This window comes from Mesorhizobium sp. M0518, assembly GCF_040321125.1.
In the GTDB taxonomy this organism is placed as follows: domain Bacteria; phylum Pseudomonadota; class Alphaproteobacteria; order Rhizobiales; family Rhizobiaceae; genus Mesorhizobium.
This window is the reverse complement of record NZ_JAMYQY010000014.1, coordinates 159,782-182,683: the sequence shown is the minus strand read 5'-3', so window position 1 is coordinate 182,683 and position 22,902 is coordinate 159,782. Positions and strand designations below refer to the sequence as shown.

Sequence of the window (22,902 nt, the reverse complement as noted above, 5' to 3'; positions counted from 1 at the left end):
CTAAAAAGGAGCTGCCCATGACAATCGCGACGGTGCCCGCAATCAGCGAAGCGGATGCGCGAATTGAACGCCGACTTCGCGAGCTCGCAACTTGCGATTCAGCCTCGATCTGGGAGGCTCAAGACGAGCTGTCTCGCGCCATCGCCGAGGCGGGCCTGCATTTTGAGGGGCGTGCGTATCCCGTGTGTCTCCGGCCTCTTGCGATAGACTCCGGCCTGGCAAATCGCCTCACCGCTACCGCTGAGGCCGTGATTAAGCTCCTTGATGTCGCCGCTGAGCTGTATTGCTGCAATGAAGACGTACAAGATCTATTTCCCGCTTATAAACATTTGCGGCATTGGATCACTCGTCTCCCAAAACATCGGCCGATTGTTAGAATATGCCGACTGGATGGCCTTTTCGGCAGCGATGGCCATTATAAGATAATTGAGACGAATACCGAAGCGCCAGGCGGTGTCATTCAGAACGGCTTAGCCGCAAAAATCTGGAGCCGGATACCCAATCCATTGACACATGACCTGTCATTAGACGTGAACAAGCAGCCTTTCGCGAAAGATCCGAACTGCTTCGTCCGGGAGCTGGTGTCTGCTTATTACGCTGCAGCCGGCAGCGAACTGAAAACTGCAGCCGTAGTCAATTTTCGCGGACGCTATACAAACGAAGTAGATTGGATAATTAACGGCCTAAGAGACGCAGGCGTCAAAGCAACGTTTCTGGATGTTAGTGCGATGAAGCTGACACCTCGCGGACTGGTCGGCCCAGATGAGGATCTCATCGAGTTAGCTTACAATAAACTTGACCCCAGGGACGTTATTGAAGCCTGTGAAGCTGAGGACTACTTACTGGCCTGCGCGTCTCAAGATGTAGTTTCGATAAATCCGTGGATCTCCCAGTGCGTATTGTCGGACAAGGCTATCCTTGCTTTACTCAGCAATGATCGATTCAGCTCGCACTTCAACGCCGAGCAGATCGAGCTTATTGCACGCCACATTCCATGGACCCGTCTTGTTAGAGAGGGAGTGACGACTAATCCAAAACGGCGTCGGATCGAGCTCATCAGCTACATCCGGAAGAACAAGACCGATCTCGTTCTGAAACCCTCTAACGCGACGCGCGGCGAGCATGTCTTGATTGGGCGCCTCACATCCTCAGAGGTGTGGGAAGAACACATTGACCGGGCCGCCCGCAACCCTTACGTCATTCAAGAGTACATCGCGCCCGGAGAGGTTACGGCTCTGCACCCGCCAAGCCGGTCGATCAAAAAAATGGCGTATGGAATTGACTGTTACGTATTCGGTGGGCGCCTGGCAGGTTTTCAGTCGCGTGCGAGCCTCGATCCTGTGATGAACGTTGGGCGAAGCGGAATGCTCCTACCGATAGCAATCGACTAATTTTCGCGACCTTAGCTAGCCCGGGCGTTCCCTTGCATGAAGAGCAGTCGTGTCCCATGAGGTTATCTAATCGACTCTTCAATGGCCCCTTTCTTCCAGTCGACGCAGCGCCTGCCGGGCTCGGGATTGTCTCCGTGGTCGATCGCAAGGATCGCCGCATGTTTGCGTTGGGAGCGGGTGGGTCTAAGTGGTGTTCGCGGTTCCATGGGACGCTGGCTGGGAGCGACCTCATTTGTGCAGCATCCCGGCAAGGACGCATCTCGGGAAACTATCTGAAGCTCCTTTTCAAGGGCAGCAGCGGCGTGCCGGAATGGCTCTTCCGTCTTCCACATGTATTGGCAAGGCCTCCACGTCCACCTTCAACCCAGCCGTCGGACCGATTCCGGCTTACGCCCTAATCAACGCAGCATGCCGGCTTCAGCTATTCCTGTTCCCATGTGATTGACACCGACCGGCTACCTTTTCCGTCACAACCCTCGCTTTGTTGTAGCTGATAATCGCGTTCGAGAGCTCGAGATGGAGAGAGCGGCGTGACCTGGGTTGATCGGGAAGCAGACACACTTTGATCATCTGCCTGGTCAAAAATGACCTATTTGTTTCAATTACCGGAGTGAATTGCTGCAAATGTTGCACAAAACTATGCGAGTGTTAAGATCATTTAAAATTAGGCATAGCTGGCATCGCTCGGTGGACGACCTAGATCGAAGGATCCTGACGGCACTACAGACGGACAACCGGCTCTCCTTTGCCGAACTCGCGGAACTTGTCGGTTCCTCGGCCGCCTCATGCATGCGTCGAGTGAACAAGTTGCGTGCGGAAGGAGTAATCGTTGCGGACATCTCGTTGGTGGATCCGAAGGCTCTCGGCAAATCGCTCACCGTTGTCCTTACGGTAGAGCTAGACCGTGAGCGACTTGACCTCGTTGATGATTTCAAACGCGCGATGCGCGCGGCCAAGGAAGTAACCCAATGCTACATGGTTACGGGCGACGCCGATTTCGTCCTGATCGTCGCCGTTGAGGACGTCGAGGCCTTTGATGTCTTCGTCAAGACAAAGCTCTATACTAATCCGAACGTACGAAAATTTAAGAGCATGATTACCCTTGATCGTGTCAAGTTCGAGCCACGGATCAAGGTTTAGCTTTCGGTGAGTTGCGCTGGAGGGGCCTCCTCCAATCCCTGTATCTCATATCATCCGGGTCGTGATGCGTGAGGTCGTGGCACACGTCGAGGGTGATCGCATTCATTTGTTGTTGCATTGGCAGGGCGGGGATCATACCCGGCTGGCGGTAAGAAAGAACCGGCGGGGTCAAACGCGCTGGACCGTCGAGCCTGGGACGGTGGAGTTGATCCCGCCTGCGCACGAATGATGCCTGACAAGACCACTGCGCGCATGCTCAACCGATCAGGAAAGCGGACTAGTCGATCGAATGATCGAATGGATGGACACAGTCGGCGTGTGCGGGGCTTCTGCAACACGCACGACATCGCGGTCTATAGGGATGGCGAATGAGCCGAGCGCGGCGAAGTCACGTTGACCGAAGCCGCCACGATGCTCAATCTGAGCCCCACGACGGTCCTTCGTCAGATTCGCGCCGGCATCATCCCCGCCGCGCAATATTGCAACGGCGCACCTTGGATCATCAAACGACATCGCATCTGATCGAGCATGCCGGCCCGGGCCTCAGGCGCGGTCACCGCGCTCACCTTCCGCCACACGACCGATGATCCCGCACGCTTTCGCTCGGCCACCAACGTAGGTGCCTATCTCGGCCTGGCGCCGCGAAAGCGGTCCGGTGAAACGGATATCAATGGCCGCGTCTCACGCTGGGGATCGACTGTTGCGAACCTATCTCTACGAGGCGGCCAGCGTCCTCCTTCACCGGACGAAGAAATGGTCCACGCTGATAGCCTGGAGATGCCCTGTCGAGGCGGATCGTATCGCCGCCATAGCGCAATTCTCACCGCGCAGCCAGCCGAGAAAGGCGCGCATCAAAAGCTAGGTGTCGAGACGATCGGTCTTGGCGCGCCGGTGGTCACGTGAGCCGGCAACGCGGGCTGGGTGGATGGCATAGACCTCGATGTCGCGCGCCCACATTTCGATGACCGCGAAATGGTTATCCTGTTCGAGAGCGGTAAGGGACCGGCTCGCGTCAAAAGACTGCGACGTGCGGGCCTCTATCAGCACCGAAGAACGCCACAGCCTCGGCGCTCGCCCCATAGCATCTACTCGCTGGGACAAACCCATTGCCAACGCAAGGCGCCAGTACCATGGACATTGTCCAGATATCCACTCCTTAGGTGGCTTGGTGTTTATCGACGATTTCTTTCACCCTCTGTTTGCGGTGCACCTCGGCGCGGGCCCAGCGTTCCCGCATGTCCGCGCATTTCAGCTGCGTGTTTCGAAGGAGCGTTATTGCTGCGGAAATCTGCCCTTCGGTTGATCCTTTTCCGGGTCCTCCTCCGAACTGCAGTGCATCCCTGCACTCTTCGAGACTCGCCGGCAACACGCCAGCGAGTTGGCTGGCCAGCTCGCTTCGCCGCTCCGCAACGGAACTATCCAGTGACAGGCGTTTCGCGATCTCGCCAATTAGTGTGTGGGCCTTCCTGAAAGGAACGCCTCGCGACGCCATCCGTTCGGCGGCGACGGCCGTCATCGATGAGCCGTCCTCCAGATTTTCACGCATCGACCGCACGTTGAATAACATGTGCTTTACGACGAGCGATGTGAGGATGATGGCCCTCTTCAGGGCATCTTCCGCAAGACCCAGAGTAGAGCAGCCGTAGTTGCTTGCTTCGATTGAGTTGCTGAAAGGAGATTTGCAGGTAGCCGTTGCCGCAGAAACGTATGCGCCGATCACGGTGCTTGCCGATCCCTTGATGTGTTCAAGCAGAAATGGGTTCTTCTTTTGGGGCAACATGGAAGAGCCGCCGGCAAGATTTTGGGGAAGGTCGATGAGAGCGAACTCCCGCGTCGTCCAAACCTGCAGGTCCTGGGCCACACGACTGAGCAAGATTGAAACGCCTGCGAACAATGAAAGCCCTTGCAGGTGATGGTCACGGCTCGCAACCGCATCAAGCGAGTTGAATGACGGCAGTTCGAATCCCAGAAGATTTGCGGTCTTCAAGGGATCTATAGGTATGCTGGTGCCTCCACCGGCACCAGCTCCCATAGGGCAGTTCCTGATGTCTTCCAGCAGGCAATGGAGGCGCTCGCGCTCGCGCTCCATAGCGAAGAAGACGCCGAGCAGGTAGTGCCCTGGCGACCCAGGGAGTGCGATCTGGTACTGACTGTACAAAGGAGCCACAAGTCTCGACGCCTCATCCGCTCGCTGAAGCAGGGCATCCTGTAAAATCCCTATTTCTCGCGAAATTGAACACGCGGCTTCCCGAAGAACCAAGAGAGAAATGGTCGCGTTCAAGTCATTGCGGGACCTCGCAAGGTGCAGCCAGCCGGCATTTTCCGGGCCAGCTCTGGCGGCAAGTTCTGCCTCATAGGTAAGGTAGAGCCCACGCGGAGCATCGCGGCCCTCCAAAGATTGAAAGCCCTCGTCCTGGAGGTCCAGGACGTGCTTGAGGAGATTGGCAGCGGCTGCCTCGCTGATTAGCTTCTGGTCGGCGAGCATGATCAGGTGTGCTTCGTCTATGGTCGTCTGGTGCCGCAAAAGGCGACCATCACGTGAGATCTCGATAGGCGGAGCGAGCAACTTCATCGCTTCGGGATGCAGGGTCCACCTGCCCTCGCTTGACTCGGCGACTTGCTTGTTGTCCGGTTCGCCAGCAGCCACCTCGATATCGATCACAATGGAATCGATCATCCGTTGAGCTGCCGCGGCGGCGACTTTGAGTTCATCGGCGACTCCTACGGCGTAGGCTACGCGGTCTCTAAAGTCGCCTATTATTTGAACTTTCTCCCCCTCAGATTTCAGAAGACCCGCTTCAGGCACTGTCGGCTCTGGACTTCGAGAGAAGCCCAGGCGTTTGAGCTTGCCGGCTTTATGAAGAAGTCGGAAACGGATGGCTCCCGCCCTTGCGTTCGCCCGTGGAGGAGTGAATGCTTCTCCCGCGTAAAGTCTAATCACCATGTCGAGGATTGACGTGCCCAAGGCGTGCGAGAGCATGACTGGAATCATTCCTCCAGCCAGCCTGGGATTGACCTCGATGATGACGGGCCCCGACTCCGTTATTACGAACTCCACATGAGCCGGTCCGAACTCCAGGCCTAGCGCCGAGACCGCTCTCGCGGCAAAAGAGGCCATTTCCTGGAGAGATGGCTCCGTTAGCTGGGCCGGGAAGTCGTGCCCTACCTCGACGAAGCAGGGAGCCGGCCCTTTGTGCTTGGCAAGAACTCCAACGCAATGCAGCGCCCCATTGTAAGCAAATATCTCTGCAGAGTATTCTTTACCCTTTATATATTGCTGGATGAGGACGTCAGGGCTGCGCAGACCTACCTGATCGAGCAGTACGCCCCTTGCACTCTCAAACGCCTTTACGGCGGCTTCGGCACTATCGCACAACCGCACGCCGCTACTACCACTTCCGGACACCGGCTTAACGACCACCGGCAGAGTAGCTTGGGCAAGTATATTCTTGACGTCTCTGACGGAAGTGGCCAGCCGAGTTTCAGGAATCGTGATTGATTGCCGCTCCAACTCGGCCGCTTGCTTCCATTTGTTCCGGCATGTGGCTATAGCCTCCGGATTCGCTGCTGGCAGCCCAACCGCCGTCGCGACAATTGATGCTGCTTCCACAAAATAATCCGACGACGAATATATTCCTGCCAGGCTTCTTAATTTGGCGGCGATCCCGATGAGTTCATCCGGGCTACGGGTTTCAGCTTCGATCACTTGAGCGACCGAATCCTTAAGAAATGGGTAGCGCGCAGGATTTCGCGTAACGAGATAGGGATCAAAGCCCAGGACTCGGGCCCGCGTCATCAATAGTTCGCCAGTGCCCGTCGTGTTGCTTTCCAGGAAAAGGAAGCTTCCTCGGTTCCTCATGAAGCATTCTCCAGCACGTTTAGGACAGCTTGCCGGCTTCTCCGATTCCAATGATATCGGTTCCAGGGTGGGAGAGCCATCGACGGGTGATTTTCGGTTGCTGGCGCCTCCAGGAGTACACCTTCATTCAGACATCCGTTCTGCTTGAGCCACATAGGGTCGTAAACAGCTTCGACGTATCGGTGGCCTTCGTCAGGACATACGACGACCACGGTCTCTCTTGGATACTGTCGAGCGCGCCAACGCCCAACGATATAGCTCGCGCCGGAGGTCGGACCGGCGAAAACGGCGTGCCGCTCGTGGAGGGCTCGGGTTGCAGCAAATGCGAGCGGAGCCGAGAGGAAGTGCACCTCGTCATAGAGTTCATGCTTCACGTTCTTGGGGACAAGACTGTTCCCCAACCCCCGCAGTTTCCGTTCGCCATCCTGTTGTCCAAAAATGACGCTGTTGAAAGTGTCCACTCCAATCAGGCACGCGCCAGGGGCTTTTTGGCGGAGGCGCTCTATCGTTCCGCAAGTGGAGCCGCCTGACCCCACAGAACCGACCAGCGTTACGTCGGCGTCCAACGTCCCCGATATTTGATCGGCGAAGAGCTTATAGGCTGCGGGGTTGTCCGGTGTTTCGTATTGACGGGGCCAAAAACAGGAGTGGCCCAACTGTCTCATCCTGGCGTGTAATGCATCGAGGCGGCTTCTTTGATAACCACCCTGCTTCGCCTTTTCAGTTATTATGAAGACTTCGGCTCCCAAGGAGCTCAGCCTGTTTTCCAGGCCTTTGTCCATCACTGGGTCTGTGAAGATCTCGAGTTGGAATCCACGTTCCTGGCAAATTACGGCTAAACCCAGCGCGAAGGTTCCGCTCGAGGTCTCGAGAACTTTCATGCCGTGCGTCAAAGTCCCTTGAGCCAGCGCTTGCTCAATGATGTATTTCGCAGGGAGAAGCTTCATGAACGCGAACTGCGCTAGATAGAGGTTTGTCTCACACCTAATAATGCTGGGGAGAGCATAGGCATCGGAATAGCTGGTGAATGGCAGGCGTTTGGGGGCGGAGTCCATATTGCTTACCTCACCGGCCGCCAGTCATGGTCAGATATATTCTTGGCGAGTTATCGAACGGCGATACATGGGAGAGCACTGACCGAAGCTTTTGTGGGAAATCAGCCGCCATTCGATCAAGCAGAATTCCAATCATTGTGCCGCTGTGCGCGACTATGAGCCCGAGAGCGTCAGTGGCCTCGGATACTTTCAGCATCGAGTTCAGGTGCTCCTTTGGAACCCGCTCCTGATGCAGGAGGGCGCTGGCTGTAGCTATCCTGCCTATCGTGGCCGTGTCACCCTGCGGAATTGCTATTCGTGCGCGGTCGAGTAATTTGTGATATTCTGCCCTGTGACTGGCGGAGATTTTACCTCGCCGTTGATCATAGTCGACGGTTTCGACTGTCCCTCCTTCATCGATACCTACGATGGCAAGCGGCGGCATTTGCCCGAGGAAGGAGAGAAGGGTACATGCTCGCTGCTGATATGCGACCACTCCTGGGTACATTACCCCGTCGGATGGCTCGACTTCCGCCATCAACTTCTCAATCAACGATGTGCGGACTCTACGCTTGAAGCAGCAGGCGATTGATCGTGCAGCCGCAACAAGATCTGCAGATGAACTCGCCAGCCCTTTACCTTCTGGGAGTTCAGATTGCAAAAGGAGGATTCCTCCTGAGACGCCGAGCGCAATCACGAGATTCTCCGCCAGTCGTTTTGCTTTGATTTTATGAGACGGATAAACGGTTACGGATCGTGTGCTTGCTATCGGCATGAAGTGCGCTCGCGCGAAGAGCGCGATGGGCATCGTGACTAAGAAGTGAGGGTCCCAGGGGACGCAGCCGGCCGGCAGCTGACCTTGCAGCAACTCGCCGAATGTGCCGCAACAAAGAGCGTCGCTAGAATGAACCCTTGGCTGCTGCGCATCCTCGGCGATAATCTGGGCCGCATCTGCGCTATCGAACGTTTGGTGATACATGTATGGCCTCCAAACTTCATCAGCGGCCGCTTCGAGAAGTTCTCTAGTCGTGAGGCTCGCCCCGATGGAATGGGTGGAATTCTGGATCGACATATCATTTCTCCGTAAGGTGCATTGACATGTGATTTGCTGTTACGAGTTCCGAATCATCGGGAACAGGGCCCGCGTTCTAATGGGGGCAGGGCTTGGGCACCTCGCCGAGCTTCGGGCTCGGCTGCGTTCTCAAATGCGCCGACCGAAAGTAAGCAAAGGTTGTAAAGTTCCCAAATCGGTTCTAGGCAGGAACAATAAACCTGAGAGCGGTTCGAGCTAGCTACCATTTTCGGTAGTGGCATAGAGGATGCGAGTTCTTTAGAATAAAAAAGTCCCTCGGGGGGATCGCTATACCTGATGAGCGGCGTGTCCAAACAGACGCGCGGGGGATATCGAAATCGCGGTGATCTCGCGGAAGGCCAGGCGACCGACCTCGCCCAGCTCACTTCCCTCGGCACGATCCGCTTCACTGCACGACCATAGCACTGAAGTGCTATCATAATTTCCGTGCGGCACTCGAACCGATCGCGCGCGAGGGTGATCAGGGTCGATGGCAGCGAGATGATGGGGTCCGCCGCTCTCTCAAAGGCAGAGTACCACCATGTCCGCCCCCGATCCCCGATCTGACCGCTCGACGACATCAAAGCAGGCGCCTGATTGCATAGGCAACGAAAGCAGAGACTGTCGATGGGCCGGCTCGAATTCAACGGACAGCGCTACCTTGATGGCCGTCCGTCCGATCCTAATGAGCTCGGCAGATGCCCGATGCGCCGCCCCTCCGACAAGCGCATCACATTGAGAGCGACGAACTCCTCAGCTTTCCGCAGCTGCGCTGTTCGCTGTCGTACATGCGCGAGCAGGAGGAAGCCTGTCCGCATAGCGGCAGGCGAGCAGGTGGTCGGTTCTGCTTGACGCACGACTAACACCGACCACGTAGCCTCTACGCGCTTGAGGGATTGCGGCAGTAGCGGCGCCTATTCCACTCGGTCTCCGTTCATCGCGGGGAACCTGTAGCCTCTCCGCCTCGCTGGCGAGTAGTAGTAGTAGTAGTACTATCGTTCCGCCGCAAATGCGAGTGGGACCGACCCCAGCTTTGCGGCGCCGGCGACTACTACGGTACCAAAGGCGGGCAGCAGCTCTTCACTCAAACCATGAACTTCGCTCCAGCTGGACACCTCGAACTACCGTTATTTCGGAGGGTTTAGGTCCGCGATGAGAGCACAACCTGGTATGGTATCCCCCGAGCGTTTGGTCTTTTGTTCGATGATTTTGATGCACGGGCCGATCGTGGCGCCGCTGCGGCGGCATTGACCGCCTTGGCATCATGCGGGCGCAGTGCGCCCCTGGTGCCAGACGAAGCGGGTGAGATTGTAGGCGAGGTTGGCCATGCGATCTTGGTCTTGGCCCGCGCCGTGCCTATCGTTCGCACGAACAGGCCCATGCGGGATTTCAGCCGCGCGAAGACGTGCTGGACGAAGGGCGGATGGTGGCGCCGGCCGCTGGCCCGCGACGTCGCCTCGCTCATCGGTCAGCCTTTCGAACGGCATGTCGCGCTGCTGCGTCTTTCCATCTCGGCCACCTTGGCCTTCGAGAACTTCACCGTCCAGCGCGCATCCCGGTCCTTCTGGCGCAGCTTGGCAGGCTTCTCCTGCCATCGGAATCTTGCCCGCCTTGATGTCGGCCTTCTCGGCGTCGGTATTTCGCCGCTTGGGTGCCGCCACGATGGTCGCGTCCACGATCTGCCCGCCCATGACCAGGTAGCCGGCCTTGGTGAGGTGCTTGTTGAAGCGCGCGAACAGGTTCTCGACCGCTTTGGCCTGCGTCAGGTGTTCGCGGAGCCAGATCGTCTTGGCGTCCGGCACGTGATCGCCGAGCCCCAGCCCGAGGAACCGGATGAACGACAGCCGGCCCTGGATCTGGAACTCGGCCTGGTCGTCCGACAGGCCGGAGAGCGCCTGCAGAACGATGATCTTGAACATCATCACCGGATCGTAAGGAGGCCGACCACCCTTCGCGCCATCGGAACGCTTCAGCGCCTTGGCCAGCGGATTGCGGAAAATCTCCCCCTGCACAAGCGCGTTCAGCTTCTCCAGCGGATCGCCGGCCTCGCTCAGCCGCACATAGCGCTCGTCAATGTCCCAAAACCCGACCTGTCCCCGCATCCGTCTCTTCCCGGCAAATCACCGGCCGATTCAATCAGAAATGCGCCGAAATGGAGAGGTTCTTCGAGGTGTCCAGCTCTGCACCGACATAGGTTCCGGCTGGACTTGGCAGGCGACTCTGAGCGCGCATCGCAATACGCGTTGTCTGCGCCATGACCTGCTACGGGACTTATCCCTCCAATTGGGATCGTTGGCCTGGAACTGGATGTCCCAAAAACCGCGTTGAACTCATGCCTTACGTGCCGTTCGACCGCCCGAAGCCGTACCATCGTGGCCTGCGTCAAGCCACCAAGGCTGGCAGCTCCTGGAAACCACAATCTACTATAATCTGAGTCCTATCGGCAGATAAAGGAGATCAATATGCCTCTTGCAGTTTCGTTCGTATTCGGAGGCATCTCAAGCGAATATAATACATCCGTTTCGTCATTAACACACATCATCTCCTCATACTTATCTATGCCTCGCAGGGATCGATCATTCTCTGTTAAGAATATGTATCACCTCAGTCGCGATGATGGTCTTGTCCGAACAATTCCGTTCCACAACGATTTTACTATTTCCGAGCTTACGGCCTACCTCTCCGATACGAGCACCCTTCCTGGATCTACCCTTTCCGCCACTTTTGATGCGATCGAACGACGCAAGGAATACGTCGTAAATTTATTGCTCGGGCAGTTTGGCGAGGACGGAGGAGTTCAGACGATCGCAGCGCTTTCAGGTTTAAAAGGCACTTTCGGTGACCCGCAGGTTGCATCGTTGACGATGAATAAGTACGCAATGTCGTCATTCGTTTCCTCGATATTGCCCACTGACATCGTGAGAGTTCCGAAGACAACACTAGTAAGACCTCGCTATGTGGCTGACGCAATTCAAAGCGCAAAGTTACGTCATGGCCAAATTGTAGTGAAACCAAATTCGCTCGGCTCATCATTATTTACTGGACTGTTCGATAGCATTGCCGAGTCAGAGTACGATATCCGCGCCCTTCTTAGCGCAATATTCAAGTACGACAGCGGCGCTTTACTCCAAGAATTTATCCCTGGTGACGATTACTCTTGCGGGTGTATAATTACTTCGTCGGATATAATACTTCTCCCCGTCATTAAGATTGAGACTGCCAGAGATTTTTTTGGGTATGATGAGAAAAGTACCGACAGTCTGGCCGAGAGGAAAGTAGTTGGATCGCATGAAGATATGTCTGATAAGTTAAAGTACATAACAAAGTCTATTGCTAATAGCAGCGATCTATGCAATATTGCCAGAGTTGATTTTAAGGTTACTGATCAATATGAGGTATGGTTTTTAGAGTGCAACTCCATTCCATCACTGACGCAAAATAGCCTCTTCGTAAAAATGCTCCACCACCATGGAAAGACCGCCTTAGATCTGATATCCATGCTAGCATCAAAGTCAAGTTCATTCAAAAGGAAACCTCATCTTGTCGAATAAGAAATATTCGATCAAACCAGAACGCGACATTGTCGTGGGATTGCCCAGATGGCGCGGACCGGAAGCCATTTACAAGCGGCAGGTTTGCGATGGCTTCGCGGTTTTGATTACGTGTTGATTTCGACGATGCAGTGCTTCGACATCTTGCCGGCAGACAAGGGGTGCGAACCAGGCCCTCGATTGGCGGCTCTTGCCTCCAGCGCTACCCTGTGCGCATGACGCAGTGGAGACGTTTGTGGAGGGTTTGGCAGAAGCCGACACATTGCCCAGCATCACCCCTGGATTTCCTACAGCTTAGGGAAGCTTGCCGATAATCTTGTGGATCGTTCCTGGCATAAGGCTTCGTCCCAAGCAGGTTCCGGAAGGCCAGTCGCCACCGATTACCTGGCGATTTGTTGGGGTCGGCGGCTCCCGGATATGTCCTCTCCTCCTGGAATTCGCCATCAACCTTCTCAATTTTTACTAATCCGGGTCCTTGCCGACGGCCCTCTCGAGGCGGCCGTCGTTAGTGGCCTTGGCTTTAGTGCCGAAAGTCGCCACGGGATGGTTCGCGCCGTTTACTCAGATCAAGATGCAGGAGCCCGGGCAGCGATATTTCAAAACCGCGCCAGTTCTGCAGTGTATGTTTCAGCAGTTGACGCCTCCTGACGCGCACTTTGCTTTAGCCAGGGATACTATCCTCAATACCTCGTCGCCCGCGCCACTAATTCAGAAGGAAACTAGGCATGAGAATATGTCGGCGCGACCTGATTAAGATGAGCGTTATGGCAAATCCACATAGAGGGAGGTAACGGCGTTGAGTGTGAGACGCCGCACAGGCTCTACCGCGCTCAAGACCGAGATCGGCCGGCTATTCCGAGCACGTGTTGAGGAGGCGCGGACACCTGGTGTTTGTTTCGTCGTGTTCGACAGGGCAGGAACACTGTTCAAAGGGGCTGTTGGCAGGAAAAATGACGCAGGCGAGCTGCCCGATGCGCAGACATTTTTTCGGATCGCGTCCTGCACCAAAAGCTTCACAGCGGCGATGTGCCTGGTCCTGAGGGACGAGGGTGCATTGAACCTTGACGATGCGATAACGCACTTCGTTCCGGAGCTTCGTCCCATGCTTCCGCGATCGACACCGGTAGCACCAACTATCAGGATGTTGATGTCGATGTCTGGTGGCCTAGCCTACGACGATCCCTGGGCCGATCGACAGGAAGCGATCTCAGCCCTCGAGTTCCGTGAAATTCTTGCGTGCGGCATTCGATTCCACTCGGTGCCCGGGTCCAAGTTCGAGTATTCAAACCTCGGCTATGCGCTGTTGGGCCAGGTCATCGAACAGGTGGCCGGGCTACCCTATTGCGAAGCTGTGGCGAGAATGATTTTTCAACCCCTCGGCCTGCGCTCGACAGTTTTTGACTTCTCCGAGCTTCCAAGCTCAAATTTGGCGATCGGTTATCGTCGAGCGGCAGGAGAGTGGGTGCGATTGCCGTTTTCGGGGCCGGGAGCGTTTTCCAGCATCGGAGGAGCGATTTCGACACCATCGGATATTGCCAAGTGGAGCCGATGGCTGTTCGCCGCTTTTGACGCGGACGCTAAGGACGGGGACGTGCTCTCGGTAGCTTCGAGACGCGAAATGCAGCAGATCGCCTGCCCTATCCTACCCGCTAGGTGGATCGGCGCGGCCTGTCCGCAGGGCTACGGATTCGGTCTTGGTATTGAGGAAGACAGGCGTTTCGGCCGCATCATCTCTCATAGCGGAGGATACCCCGGCTTCAGCGCGCATATGCGATGGAGCATACGAGCGGGTATCGGCGTCGTCGCCTTCGAGAACGCAACCTATTCCGGAGCTAGGGAGCCGGCCACTGAGGCATTGGAGAAGGTACTTGATGCTCTGCCCGACATGCACCAAAGATCGGAGGTGCCGTCGGATGTCCGCTACCTAGCTGATCGCCTGATGTGTCTTTTGTCGGATTGGGACAGCGACACCGCTGATGAGATCTTTCTCGCCAACCTAGCGCTGGATCGTCCGTACCGAGAGCGCGCGTTTGAGATCGAAGAACTCATGGGTCAAGTTGGCCGACCGAACTTGGCACTGGCCGAGATCGTCGGCAAGGATTGCGAAGCATTTGGACACTTCGACCTGCTGGTGCCCTGTGAACGAGGTATTTTGCGGTGTTCGGTGCGTCTCGGACCAACCTTGCCGCCGCGCGTTCAGGAGCTTGCAGTAAGCTGCACCTTCGGCGTCGACGGCCTCAGGGGCAAGTGAGCGGACGCGGCCGATGCCGTGGCGCTGCAGACAGCGGTGTGATGAAGTGTGGGATCGCGTCCCCACCGGGTGGTTTAGCTCGTCGGTAGCAATCGTTCGCGAGCGCGGCCTCAACAGCGCTGTAGATGCTATGGGCGGCGGCGAGCGTGTGGCACCCTCGGCGCCGTTGAGCAGCTACCTAAGGAGCGCCCCCATGTCACCATTCCTTGATGCAAGCAAATCCCTTACCGCCCTTGATCAGGACAGCACGTTGGTCGCAGTGATTGAGATGAGCCAGACAAAGTGGCTCATTGCTGCGCGGTCCCTGGCTTTGAACGTAGTCCTCTCAAGAAGCTCGTTGCCGACCCGGATTCGGTGCTCAGGCTGTTGCGCCGCTGGCGCAGCGAAGCCACCCAAGCCGGGCGCGAAGTCCGACGCGTCATTGTCGCCTATGAGGCTGGACGCGACGGCTTTTGGTTGGCGCGCTGGCTCCAGGCGCGCGCTGTCGAGGCTTATGTCATACATCCATCTAGCGTCGCGGTTTCCCGCGAACATCGGCGCGCCAGACCGATCGCCTCGATACCGAACTGCTGATGCGCGCCTTTCTTGGCTGGCTGCGGGGCGAGAAGCGCCACTGCAGGCATGGCAGCCATCCCAACCATCAATGAGGAGGAGGCTCGCGTCCGAACCGTGAACGAGACAATCTCGTCCGCGAACGTACACGGATCGTCAATCGCATCAAGGCAATCCTCGCTCGCTTCGGCATTCGCGCCTTCAAACCCAATCTGCGCAAAGCTGCCGAGAAACTCGAGGCTCTGCATACGGCGGAAGGTATGCCCCTACCGGAACGAAGCCGAGCAGAGTTGCGCCGTAATCTCGGACGGCTTCACCTGTTGCGTGAACAAATCCACGAGATCGAACAGGGAGCGATTGCGGCAGCTCTCGGTGGTTCCAGACAAGGAGAAGGGTCCGTTCGCGGTGGTTCGCCTTCTTTCGCGGATAATCGGCGTCGGTATCGAGACTGCGGACATGCTGGTGAATGAGATTCTCTCACGCGGCCTGCGTGATCGGAGAGCCGTCGCTCGCTATGCCGGACTTACCGGGGCGCCGGATGACAGCGGCCAACGCAGGCGCGAGAAAGGTCTTGCGCGGGCCGGCAACGCTCGCGTCCGCTACGGCATGATCCTGTTGGCTTGGTATTGTCCAAAAGGACAGCGCGCTGGCGCACTGGTTTTGCGCGAGAACGGCCGATGGCCGTGGCGGTACGCGCAAGACAATGATCGTGGCTTTGGCGCGCAAGCTGCTGATTGCATTCTGGCGACTTGTCACGACCGGCGAGATCCCGACAGGAGTAGCCCTGCGTCCGGTATAAAGCATGGAGGAGCGTTCGACAGGACGAGCATTGAAGTTTGGCAGATGCAATAGCGTCTGCCGATAACGATCCGAGGTGGTGGTGATCCCGGTCGCTCACATGGCTTACGACGCGCCGCTGTAGAATGGGCCCACCGCCCGGAGCTTCCCCGCCGATGCTTATGGCTGCATCATGGTTTTTGATCCGCGAGGATCGACCGCATACAAGCTTGTGGCGCGTTTACGGCGCCTGATGGCGAGCTCCCCTCGGTTTGCAACATATAGACCTCTACAAACAGGGCACCTGCCGGCTTAATGTAACGTTGCCGCCGACGTGCGTATTCCGATGAAGCCGGCCACTGATTCCGATTTGAAGCCGGCCAGTCATTCCGATTTTATTCCGGCCGGCGTTCCGATTTGAAGGCGGCCATTTCTCGGACTGATCCTGGTCTGGTTGATGTTTGGATCGGGTTTTGTTTGAGGTCAAGCTTGGGTGTTTTCGGGTGCGCTTGGCGGGCGCTGTTTTCGCATGCTTTCACCGGTGAGATCGATGCGATAGGCGTTGTGAACGAGGCGTCCAAGATGGCATCGGCAAGCGTCGGATTTGCAATAATCTCCCACCAGCGATCCACGGGCGCCTGACTTGTGACGATGGTTGAGCGTCTTTCGTAGCGATCTTCAATGATCTCGAGGAGATCACGCCGCTGGTCATCGTTGAGTTTTTCCGGTCCCCAATCATCCAGAATATGGCGCTGCGGCAGGCACGGCAGAAAGGGGTGGGCGCGAGCCATTGACGATTAGGCATCCCGTTCGAATTTCAAGCGTTACGAAGCCCTTCGTCGCCGCTGCGATATTGCGGTTGTGGGAGATCGGCGAAGTCGAACTGGATCACTCGATTGGTTCTTATATTACGCTGGCGCAGGCGAACATTCTTGCGGGTGGCGGCTATGATGTTAAGGCCATAACCGTCCGACTTCTCCTAGCGCAGACCGCCGGGCTTGGCTGTATGTTCCGCACGGAAGCGTACGCTCAGCTGGTGCCAAGCTGATGTCTGGCGAGCTCAAGCATCGCTTCACTCTGGAAGAGCAACTACAGATGGCGACGGAGGCAGGCCCGGGTCTTTCGCCAGGAGAATAGTTTAAGTACCGCGACACGAACTATATTATGCTCGGCGCGATACTTGAGAATGTAACTGGCCAATCCATGGCGGCGGCGGCGCGGAAGCTTATCGATTTCGATCGACTTGGGCTTGCCGACACTTGGTGGGAAGTGCTTGAACCGAAGCCCGGAGGCATGCTCCCGCGGGCGCATCAATATAACTATGTCCAAGGTTGGGACAGCTACGGCAACGACCCTCCGTTCGATCTCTTCGGCGGCGGAATCGTATCGACGACGATGGATCTCGCAAGGTTTTTCTACGCATTGTTTAATGGGCACGTTTTCAGGAAAGCGGAAACGATTAAGGTCATGGAGTCTGTCGTCAAAACGGCGAGTCCCCGAGATCCGAACGCCTGCTACATCTTTGGCCACGGCCTGCAAATCCAGGAAGTTGGAGATTTCACCGTCTATGGACATGGCGGCTTATGGGGTGTCTATGCAGGATACGCGCCGGCGCTGGATATGTCGGTGAGCGTCATTGGGCTGAGAAAAGAATCCCTTGAACGATACCGCTTCGGTGCCTGGGAAGTAATGTCGGAAGCGGAGCGCCTTTAGGGCGAACGATAGCTGTCGGGATTGATGCATAGTCAGTACTTGACTGGAACAATCTGCCGGACCGAGACCGGACGACGCGGTCATCCGACGTTTTCGCGAGCGTCTTCATCGGCTGATATGTCGGCGCTTCGACTGCATCCCTCCCGGCGGATGGTGTTGGTGTTCGCAAATCTATCTTCCGCCGGCGGTCCCGGCCGGGCGCAGTTAACGCCTAGCCGCGGTTGGACGTCTCTCAGGCCTTCGCAGAAGCCCCATCCCGCAGGGCAATTTAGACGATGCGTTCGACCTGGCCGTTATCCGGTATGTGATCTTTGGCGCCTATTTGTCCTGCTGTTCTTCTTTAGAAACGGGCTTATGGTGAGTCCATCCGGGACGTGGGTCACCGGGAGCACGAAAGTGTGGGCAGGCCGTCTTTAGACCGTGGGCTGAGAGCCCGAGTTCGGTACATGGCCGCCCCTCGCGACTTTCCCGAATGCGCTCGAACGCGGATCAGTAGGTGTCGTGTTGCCCTCCAGCTTCCGTCTTTCGACCGAGCCAGGAAGGAGGGAATAGGCACGCGCATCATCGGACTGGGTATTCACCGTCGCCGAAGCCGTGGCATGGGAGGAGCGCAGGCTCAGGGACTCGGCCCGTCGACATGCGGCGCGATGTACTGGCGGCGTTCGCCGCGACGCTGTCGCCGAACGATGTCGTGGTGATCGAGACAACTGGCAACGAGACGTCCACTGCAGCTGTGGTTGCGCCGCATGTCAAGAAGGTGGTGATCGCCAACCCGAAATAAGGGCGTATCGTTGCCTGTCCCAAGATCAAAACGCGGCGGTCCAGAAACGCTGCAAGCGAGGGCCGTCATTCTTCACCCGGCCCGAACGCAGCGTGTTCCCGCTGTTGTCCTGAACGACGAGATGGCGCCAAGATCTTCTGTGGCAATCCAAGCCGATGGAGTAATCGTCAGGCATGGTCGCACTTCCTGCGTTATTGATCCTCGAAACCCCAATAAGATAGCCGCAAGGCAGGAAGTACGACTGTTCCTCGAACGCCGTCAACACGTTCGGCGACCCGATGTTGCAGTGACCGCGGCCACTTTCATGCCACCTGCTGCTGTGACTACCTGCCGGTCAGAAGAGGCGAAGAAGGAACCGCTGGGAGAGGGTAGCTGGCGCTATATTTCGGACGCTGAGCGACCGCGCCCGTATTATCGCAAAAACAATAGAATCCCACCGGTCGAATTGATGGGCCCTCACAGCCGTAAATTGTTCGCCGAACGGGGCCCTCACCATCCTAGTCGTTCAGTCGAAAAGAGGCCAAATCGAGTTCCAACAGTTAGCCAAGTTGTCAAATAGCTTTACAGAATCTTTACAACCGCAAATCGCTGAGAAGGGTAAGTTCACGACTTCCGCAAGCGACGAAACAGAGGTCACGCCAATGGCAAGAAGAGCGCTCATCCTGCTTGAAGGCCATGTAACAGGTAATGGTCTGCTATACGTCCAAGCGGCCCAGCGTCTTGGCCTTCGTCCAATTACCCTGTCAGTTGATCCAACTCGGTACGACTATCTTGCGGCGGGAGGATTTGAGGCATGCCGTGTCGATACAGACAATCTCGATGCGCTCATCCGCGAATGTTCCCGGCTACGTGTGACCTATGACCTTGCTGGTATCGCGAGCGCTAAGGAGTCGGTCTATGCGACAGTTGGCAAGCTCTGTTGCCATTTCGATCTACCGGGACCGAACCCCGCATCCATTGAACGGTGCTGCGACAAATTCACTCAACGTCAGCTCCTCGCGGAGGCCGGCATTCCAATACCTGCTTATCGCTTGGCAACGGATGCGGCGGATGTAAAGGGCTCTGCTGCGGAGATCGGCTTGCCGGTGGTTCTCAAGCCAGCCGTGGGTGAAGGCAGCAGAGGTGTCCGATTGTGCCGTAACGCCGATGAGGTGGCCGAACATACGAACTATCTGTTGGGTGGGAAGCACGTATGGCGGTCTTTGCCGAGGATACTGGTCGAAGAGTTCGCACAAGGCCCCCTTTATAACGTTTATACAATGGGAAATGACGTCATTGGGATTAGCGCCGCCGAATTTCAGCCCCCACCGTATTTCGTCTGTCGTGAGACCATCTTGCCGGCTCCGCTGACTGACGACGAGCATAAGCGTATCGCCGATGTTTCTCTGAGCTGTTTGCGAGCCCTCGGCCTTGGCTGGGGGCCAACCAATATTGAACTCCGGTGGACGAAGCGTGGCCCAGTCGTCATTGAAGTTAACCCGCGTCTTGCTGGCGCGCCTCATCCCCACCTGGTTCAACTGGCGTACGGTGTCGACCTCATAGCCGAGCACATCAAGCTTGTCATCGGCGACGAATGGGATTTGCGCAAAAGGCGTTCTTACACTGCCGCTGTGCGGAGCCTACTTCCTGATCGCGATGGCATCCTCGATTGGATCGATGACGACAGTCGAGCGGCTGCGGTATCAGGTGTGGCCGAGGTGAAATTCTTTGTTGAACCCAAGATGCCGATCGTCAGGAAAGGCGATTACGGAGACAAGCTCGGATATGTCGTGGCCGCCGCAACCAGCCGTGCTCGGACCGAGGCAATACTTCAGCGCGCCGTCGACTTAATCGATTGGTCGATCATCCCATTTCCGACCCTTGGCGAACGGGTACAATCTGCAAGCCCTCACCTCGCCGCACCAGCCCAGGTGCCGTCGGGTAAAAGGTGATTGTCGCCGAATATTGCTGCATGTCAGGATGTATATGGCCCCCCTCCCGATTGCAAAAGGTTGGCTGGCTCAGATTAATAGTCACAACTGCTGACGTATATCCGGCTTTGTGATGCGGCTCGGTTTTTCTTCGCCGCGAGCCTCGATGGGTTTCGCCTGCTTCCACCTCAAAAGCCTCCGCGACACTGGCTGACGCCATGCAGGTCCACGCATTAGGTTCGGGAAGCGAGGGGGTGACCGTTTGGCCATCTCCTGCATTTGCTGCACTTGCTGGGGTAGGACCTCCTTCCTTGTTCCCTTTTCAGCTTGCCTCGGGGTGCCGTTACCGACAACGCCGGCTCATAGCATGCGTCGCCGGCGAGAATGGCCCCTACGATGCTGCGTTCTTGTTGGCCAGGGCGACGGCCGCGACATTGGGATGGCGCCGTTGCCGCAAGTTGCCGACCCAGAGGATGGGCGGATTCTACATGCCGCCGCCAAAGCGGCGCGTGATCATCAATGCGTAAATAGCGGTCGCCTCGTTTGCTGATGCCGAACAAGCAAGCTCGCTGGCCGCTCGATCGCTGCTACGGCACGGCCCGGCCATGCCGCCAACTGGCGAACATTCTTGAAACAGGTTCGGCCCCAACTGCCCCGATTAATGCTGTCGCCGTCACCGGGCCAATACACTCGATCCTGCTCAGGCGCTGGCAGGGCTCGCTGTTGCGGAAGATGTCCCTCATCCGCCGGACATAGACGGCGATGCGCCGATAGAGCTCGACCATTTCCGCGTGCAATTCGATGATCAGCGACCGGACCAGATCGCTGAGGCCGCCGCCATCGCTGCCCCCCGACATCTCAGCGAGGCGGCGGTGCAGCTGCGCGATGTTGTGGGCAATGACTGCGCATTTTTCTGATTGTGAGCAGGTATTTCGCGCAATCATACGCAGCCGTTTCGACCGACGTGTTCATTGATTCAAGTGTTTGAGGCGAGAAGATTGGTCATTCCACCGCCGCCTTCTTCCGGGCTGTCATCGCCGACCGGCCGCATCCCGAACAGGGCTTTCGCACCTGCCTCGGCATTCTGGCGCAGACCAAGAGCTACAGCAACGCGCGCGTCGATGCTGCCGCCCGATCCATTCCAGCGGATCGCGGCTGTGTGTGCCGCTTTCCGGATAGTCGACCTAGAGATCCTCGGGGAAAGGCTTCCGCGACGCACGCTAGCGTTCGAACGCCCTGACCGCCGAATAGCGTACCGCCATCTCCGCCGCCAATTCATTCATAGGAGCCCTTCCAGGTTGACGAGTGTGGCGGTCGCCAGCGGCGTCACGCTTGTCTTGCTGGCGCTCGTCCGCAGGCCCTTCTATGAACTGGCCACGGCTGCTCCCGGGCCATCTCAGCGAGCGGCTTCATCGCGTCCTCCACACATGGTCAGACGCTGATCAATCCATGTCGGGTTTGTCGAATCTGGGACCTGCATCGTCTGGTTTTGCCCCTCTTAAAACGCTGATCCACACAACAAAACGACGCTGAACTCGTCTGAGAAGTTGGCACGAATTTTGAACCTCCCTCGCTGCGCCTCCACAGAAATGTAGGCATGTGTCGGGTTCCCGTAGGTCATCAGCGATGATGGGCAGCCGAAGCCGGCGGCGCACAGTCCCCTGTAGCCTGGCACATGAATGCACCGGTGGGCCATGCAGCTTGATTGGCAACAAAGGACAGATCATGGCAAACCAGCGAACGACTGCGGTGCCTCAAGTCCGAACGATGGCAAGAGGAGAGTTCCAGCAGTTTTCACTGGTCCCGTCGGACCGGCTTCCGGCAATAGTCGGGGACGCAGTTGCGGTCGAGTTTGGCCGATTTATCGACCAGTCTGAGTCAGCTATCGATTTCAAGCAGTTGTTCGACATATTGTCTGCTTTTGCCCTGAAACTTGACTTTCCGTGGGTCGGCTATTGCCGTCTTGCATACGATCAGGAGATTATGGAGCCGGCCGGAGACTGTCCAACTATAGTATTAAACTACCCTGATAAATGGCAGGAGCGCTATGTCCAAATGGGTTTTAGGAGAATAGATCCCATTATCAAAAGGAGTCGGAGGCAGGCGTGTCCATTCCGGTGGAGCGAAGTTTACAAAGACGGAAAAACCACTGAACTCGAGCGGAGTATTCTTGAAGAGGCCGCTACGTTTGGCTTAAGATCGGGCGTGAGCGTACCACTGCATGGTCCCGGTGGGAACTTTGCTGTCATGAGCTTTGTCCAACCTTGCTGTAGTGAGACCCAAAATAAGACAGTGACATATTTGCAGTCGACTGCGTTGTACTACCACCTGAGGGTCGCACGGTTCGTCGAATTGAGCGGCCTTGATAAAGTTCCGAACCTATCATGTAGAGAAAAGGAATGTATCCTCTGGGTAGCGAAGGGGAAGTCGTCATGGGATATTGGAGCTATTATTGGGATATCCGAAAATACAGTCAATTTTCATATAAAGAAGGTTCTGAAAAAGCTGGATACCAGCAGCAGAACCGCAGCTGCTTTAAGAGCAGCAAGCCTCGGAATTATCGAATTGTAAGAAGGGAGGCCGAAAACTTATTCGCCAGACAGATCACCCTTACGCTGGGCTACCTAAAATGCTGTCGCGTCCACCAACACGCAGCCACTGCAAAAAAGGGGTTGTGACGATGGTTGCATGGGACGTTCCCGCGGCGGGCTTACGACCAAAATCCACGCGCTCGTGAATGCCGAAGGCCTGACCGCTGGGCAAGCGGATGAAATCTGCCACCGCCATGCTCATGGCGGCGATCAAACTCGCCTCTGTCCGCATCTGGCTACGCAGTTATGGGTCTGCGCCCTAGATGCCGTAATGGCCCGG

The 22,902-nt window shown here is 56.7% G+C and carries 14 protein-coding genes and 7 pseudogenes; 13 read left to right on the top strand and 8 right to left on the bottom strand.

Annotated elements, in window-relative coordinates; all coding sequences use genetic code 11:
- Window positions 1–17 precede the first annotated feature (17 nt).
- The 4 genes and pseudogenes from NKI66_RS21000 to NKI66_RS20985 form a co-directional block, all read left to right on the top strand.
- A complete protein-coding gene (locus NKI66_RS21000) occupies window positions 18–1,391 on the top strand; it encodes a glutathionylspermidine synthase family protein (protein WP_352752852.1) in 1,374 nt (457 codons plus the stop codon).
- Between the two features lie 687 nt (window positions 1,392–2,078).
- Entirely contained in the window at window positions 2,079–2,531 is a 453-nt protein-coding gene (locus NKI66_RS20995; protein WP_352752850.1) for an Lrp/AsnC family transcriptional regulator, read from the top strand.
- 393 nt (window positions 2,532–2,924) lie between these two features.
- Window positions 2,925–3,053: a helix-turn-helix domain-containing protein gene (locus NKI66_RS20990; protein WP_352752848.1), complete on the top strand. Its 129-nt coding sequence runs from the start codon at window positions 2,925–2,927 to the stop codon at window positions 3,051–3,053.
- A 24-nt stretch (window positions 3,054–3,077) separates the two neighbouring features.
- Window positions 3,078–3,306: pseudogene (locus NKI66_RS20985) on the top strand (transposase); the annotation flags it as partial.
- A gap of 83 nt (window positions 3,307–3,389) precedes the next feature.
- Here NKI66_RS20985 and NKI66_RS20980 read toward each other — a convergent pair.
- From NKI66_RS20980 to NKI66_RS20960, 5 genes and pseudogenes are all read right to left on the bottom strand, one after another.
- The gene (locus NKI66_RS20980; RefSeq protein ID WP_352752846.1) at window positions 3,390–3,611 is read right to left on the bottom strand and encodes a hypothetical protein; all 222 of its coding nucleotides are present in this window, start codon (window positions 3,609–3,611) and stop codon (window positions 3,390–3,392) included.
- 76 nt (window positions 3,612–3,687) lie between these two features.
- Window positions 3,688–6,390, bottom strand: coding sequence for a lyase family protein (locus NKI66_RS20975; protein ID WP_352752844.1), 2,703 nt, complete (start codon window positions 6,388–6,390; stop codon window positions 3,688–3,690).
- Entirely contained in the window at window positions 6,387–7,445 is a 1,059-nt protein-coding gene (locus NKI66_RS20970; RefSeq protein WP_352752842.1) for a cysteine synthase family protein, read from the bottom strand. Before NKI66_RS20970 ends, NKI66_RS20975 begins: the two co-directional genes overlap by 4 nt.
- 10 nt (window positions 7,446–7,455) lie before the next feature.
- Window positions 7,456–8,496: a GHMP family kinase ATP-binding protein gene (locus tag NKI66_RS20965; RefSeq protein ID WP_352752840.1), complete on the bottom strand. Its 1,041-nt coding sequence runs from the start codon at window positions 8,494–8,496 to the stop codon at window positions 7,456–7,458.
- Between the two features lie 1,262 nt (window positions 8,497–9,758).
- Window positions 9,759–10,598: pseudogene (locus NKI66_RS20960) on the bottom strand (transposase).
- 360 nt (window positions 10,599–10,958) lie between these two features.
- Here NKI66_RS20960 and NKI66_RS20955 point away from each other — a divergent pair.
- The 3 genes and pseudogenes from NKI66_RS20955 (at window position 10,959) to NKI66_RS32690 (ending at window position 15,649) form a co-directional block, all read left to right on the top strand.
- The gene (locus tag NKI66_RS20955) at window positions 10,959–12,047 is read left to right on the top strand and encodes a D-alanine--D-alanine ligase family protein (protein ID WP_352752838.1); all 1,089 of its coding nucleotides are present in this window, start codon (window positions 10,959–10,961) and stop codon (window positions 12,045–12,047) included.
- Between the two features lie 802 nt (window positions 12,048–12,849).
- Window positions 12,850–14,298: a serine hydrolase domain-containing protein gene (locus NKI66_RS20950; protein ID WP_352752882.1), complete on the top strand. Its 1,449-nt coding sequence runs from the start codon at window positions 12,850–12,852 to the stop codon at window positions 14,296–14,298.
- Window positions 14,299–14,491: 193 nt separating this feature from the next.
- Window positions 14,492–15,649: pseudogene (locus NKI66_RS32690) on the top strand (IS110 family RNA-guided transposase).
- 461 nt (window positions 15,650–16,110) lie between these two features.
- Here NKI66_RS32690 and NKI66_RS20935 read toward each other — a convergent pair.
- A pseudogene (locus NKI66_RS20935) lies at window positions 16,111–16,373 on the bottom strand (ATP-binding protein); the annotation flags it as partial.
- Window positions 16,374–16,417: 44 nt separating this feature from the next.
- On the opposite strand from NKI66_RS20935, the gene NKI66_RS20930 reads away from it, so the two are divergent.
- The 3 genes and pseudogenes from NKI66_RS20930 to NKI66_RS20920 all read left to right on the top strand — a co-directional run bounded on the left by NKI66_RS20930 (window position 16,418) and on the right by NKI66_RS20920 (window position 18,121).
- The gene (locus tag NKI66_RS20930; protein WP_352752834.1) at window positions 16,418–16,675 is read left to right on the top strand and encodes a serine hydrolase; all 258 of its coding nucleotides are present in this window, start codon (window positions 16,418–16,420) and stop codon (window positions 16,673–16,675) included.
- A 101-nt stretch (window positions 16,676–16,776) separates the two neighbouring features.
- Window positions 16,777–17,340: pseudogene (locus tag NKI66_RS20925) on the top strand (serine hydrolase domain-containing protein); the annotation flags it as partial.
- A 637-nt stretch (window positions 17,341–17,977) separates the two neighbouring features.
- Entirely contained in the window at window positions 17,978–18,121 is a 144-nt protein-coding gene (locus NKI66_RS20920) for a hypothetical protein (RefSeq protein ID WP_352752832.1), read from the top strand.
- Between the two features lie 43 nt (window positions 18,122–18,164).
- Here the strand turns inward: NKI66_RS20920 and NKI66_RS20915 are convergent.
- Window positions 18,165–18,353: pseudogene (locus NKI66_RS20915) on the bottom strand (IS110 family RNA-guided transposase); the annotation flags it as partial.
- A 409-nt stretch (window positions 18,354–18,762) separates the two neighbouring features.
- On the opposite strand from NKI66_RS20915, the gene NKI66_RS20910 reads away from it, so the two are divergent.
- A complete protein-coding gene (locus NKI66_RS20910) occupies window positions 18,763–20,052 on the top strand; it encodes an ATP-grasp domain-containing protein (protein WP_352752830.1) in 1,290 nt (429 codons plus the stop codon).
- A 566-nt stretch (window positions 20,053–20,618) separates the two neighbouring features.
- Here NKI66_RS20910 and NKI66_RS20905 read toward each other — a convergent pair.
- Complete coding sequence (locus tag NKI66_RS20905) at window positions 20,619–20,975, bottom strand: hypothetical protein (RefSeq protein WP_352752828.1); 357 nt, start codon at window positions 20,973–20,975, stop codon at window positions 20,619–20,621.
- Window positions 20,976–21,756: 781 nt separating this feature from the next.
- Between NKI66_RS20905 and NKI66_RS20900 the strand changes: the two genes are divergently transcribed.
- The gene (locus NKI66_RS20900; RefSeq protein ID WP_352752826.1) at window positions 21,757–22,602 is read left to right on the top strand and encodes an autoinducer binding domain-containing protein; all 846 of its coding nucleotides are present in this window, start codon (window positions 21,757–21,759) and stop codon (window positions 22,600–22,602) included.
- A gap of 65 nt (window positions 22,603–22,667) precedes the next feature.
- Window positions 22,668–22,803, top strand: a pseudogene (locus NKI66_RS20895) (IS5/IS1182 family transposase); the annotation flags it as partial.
- Window positions 22,804–22,902: the final 99 nt, after the last annotated feature.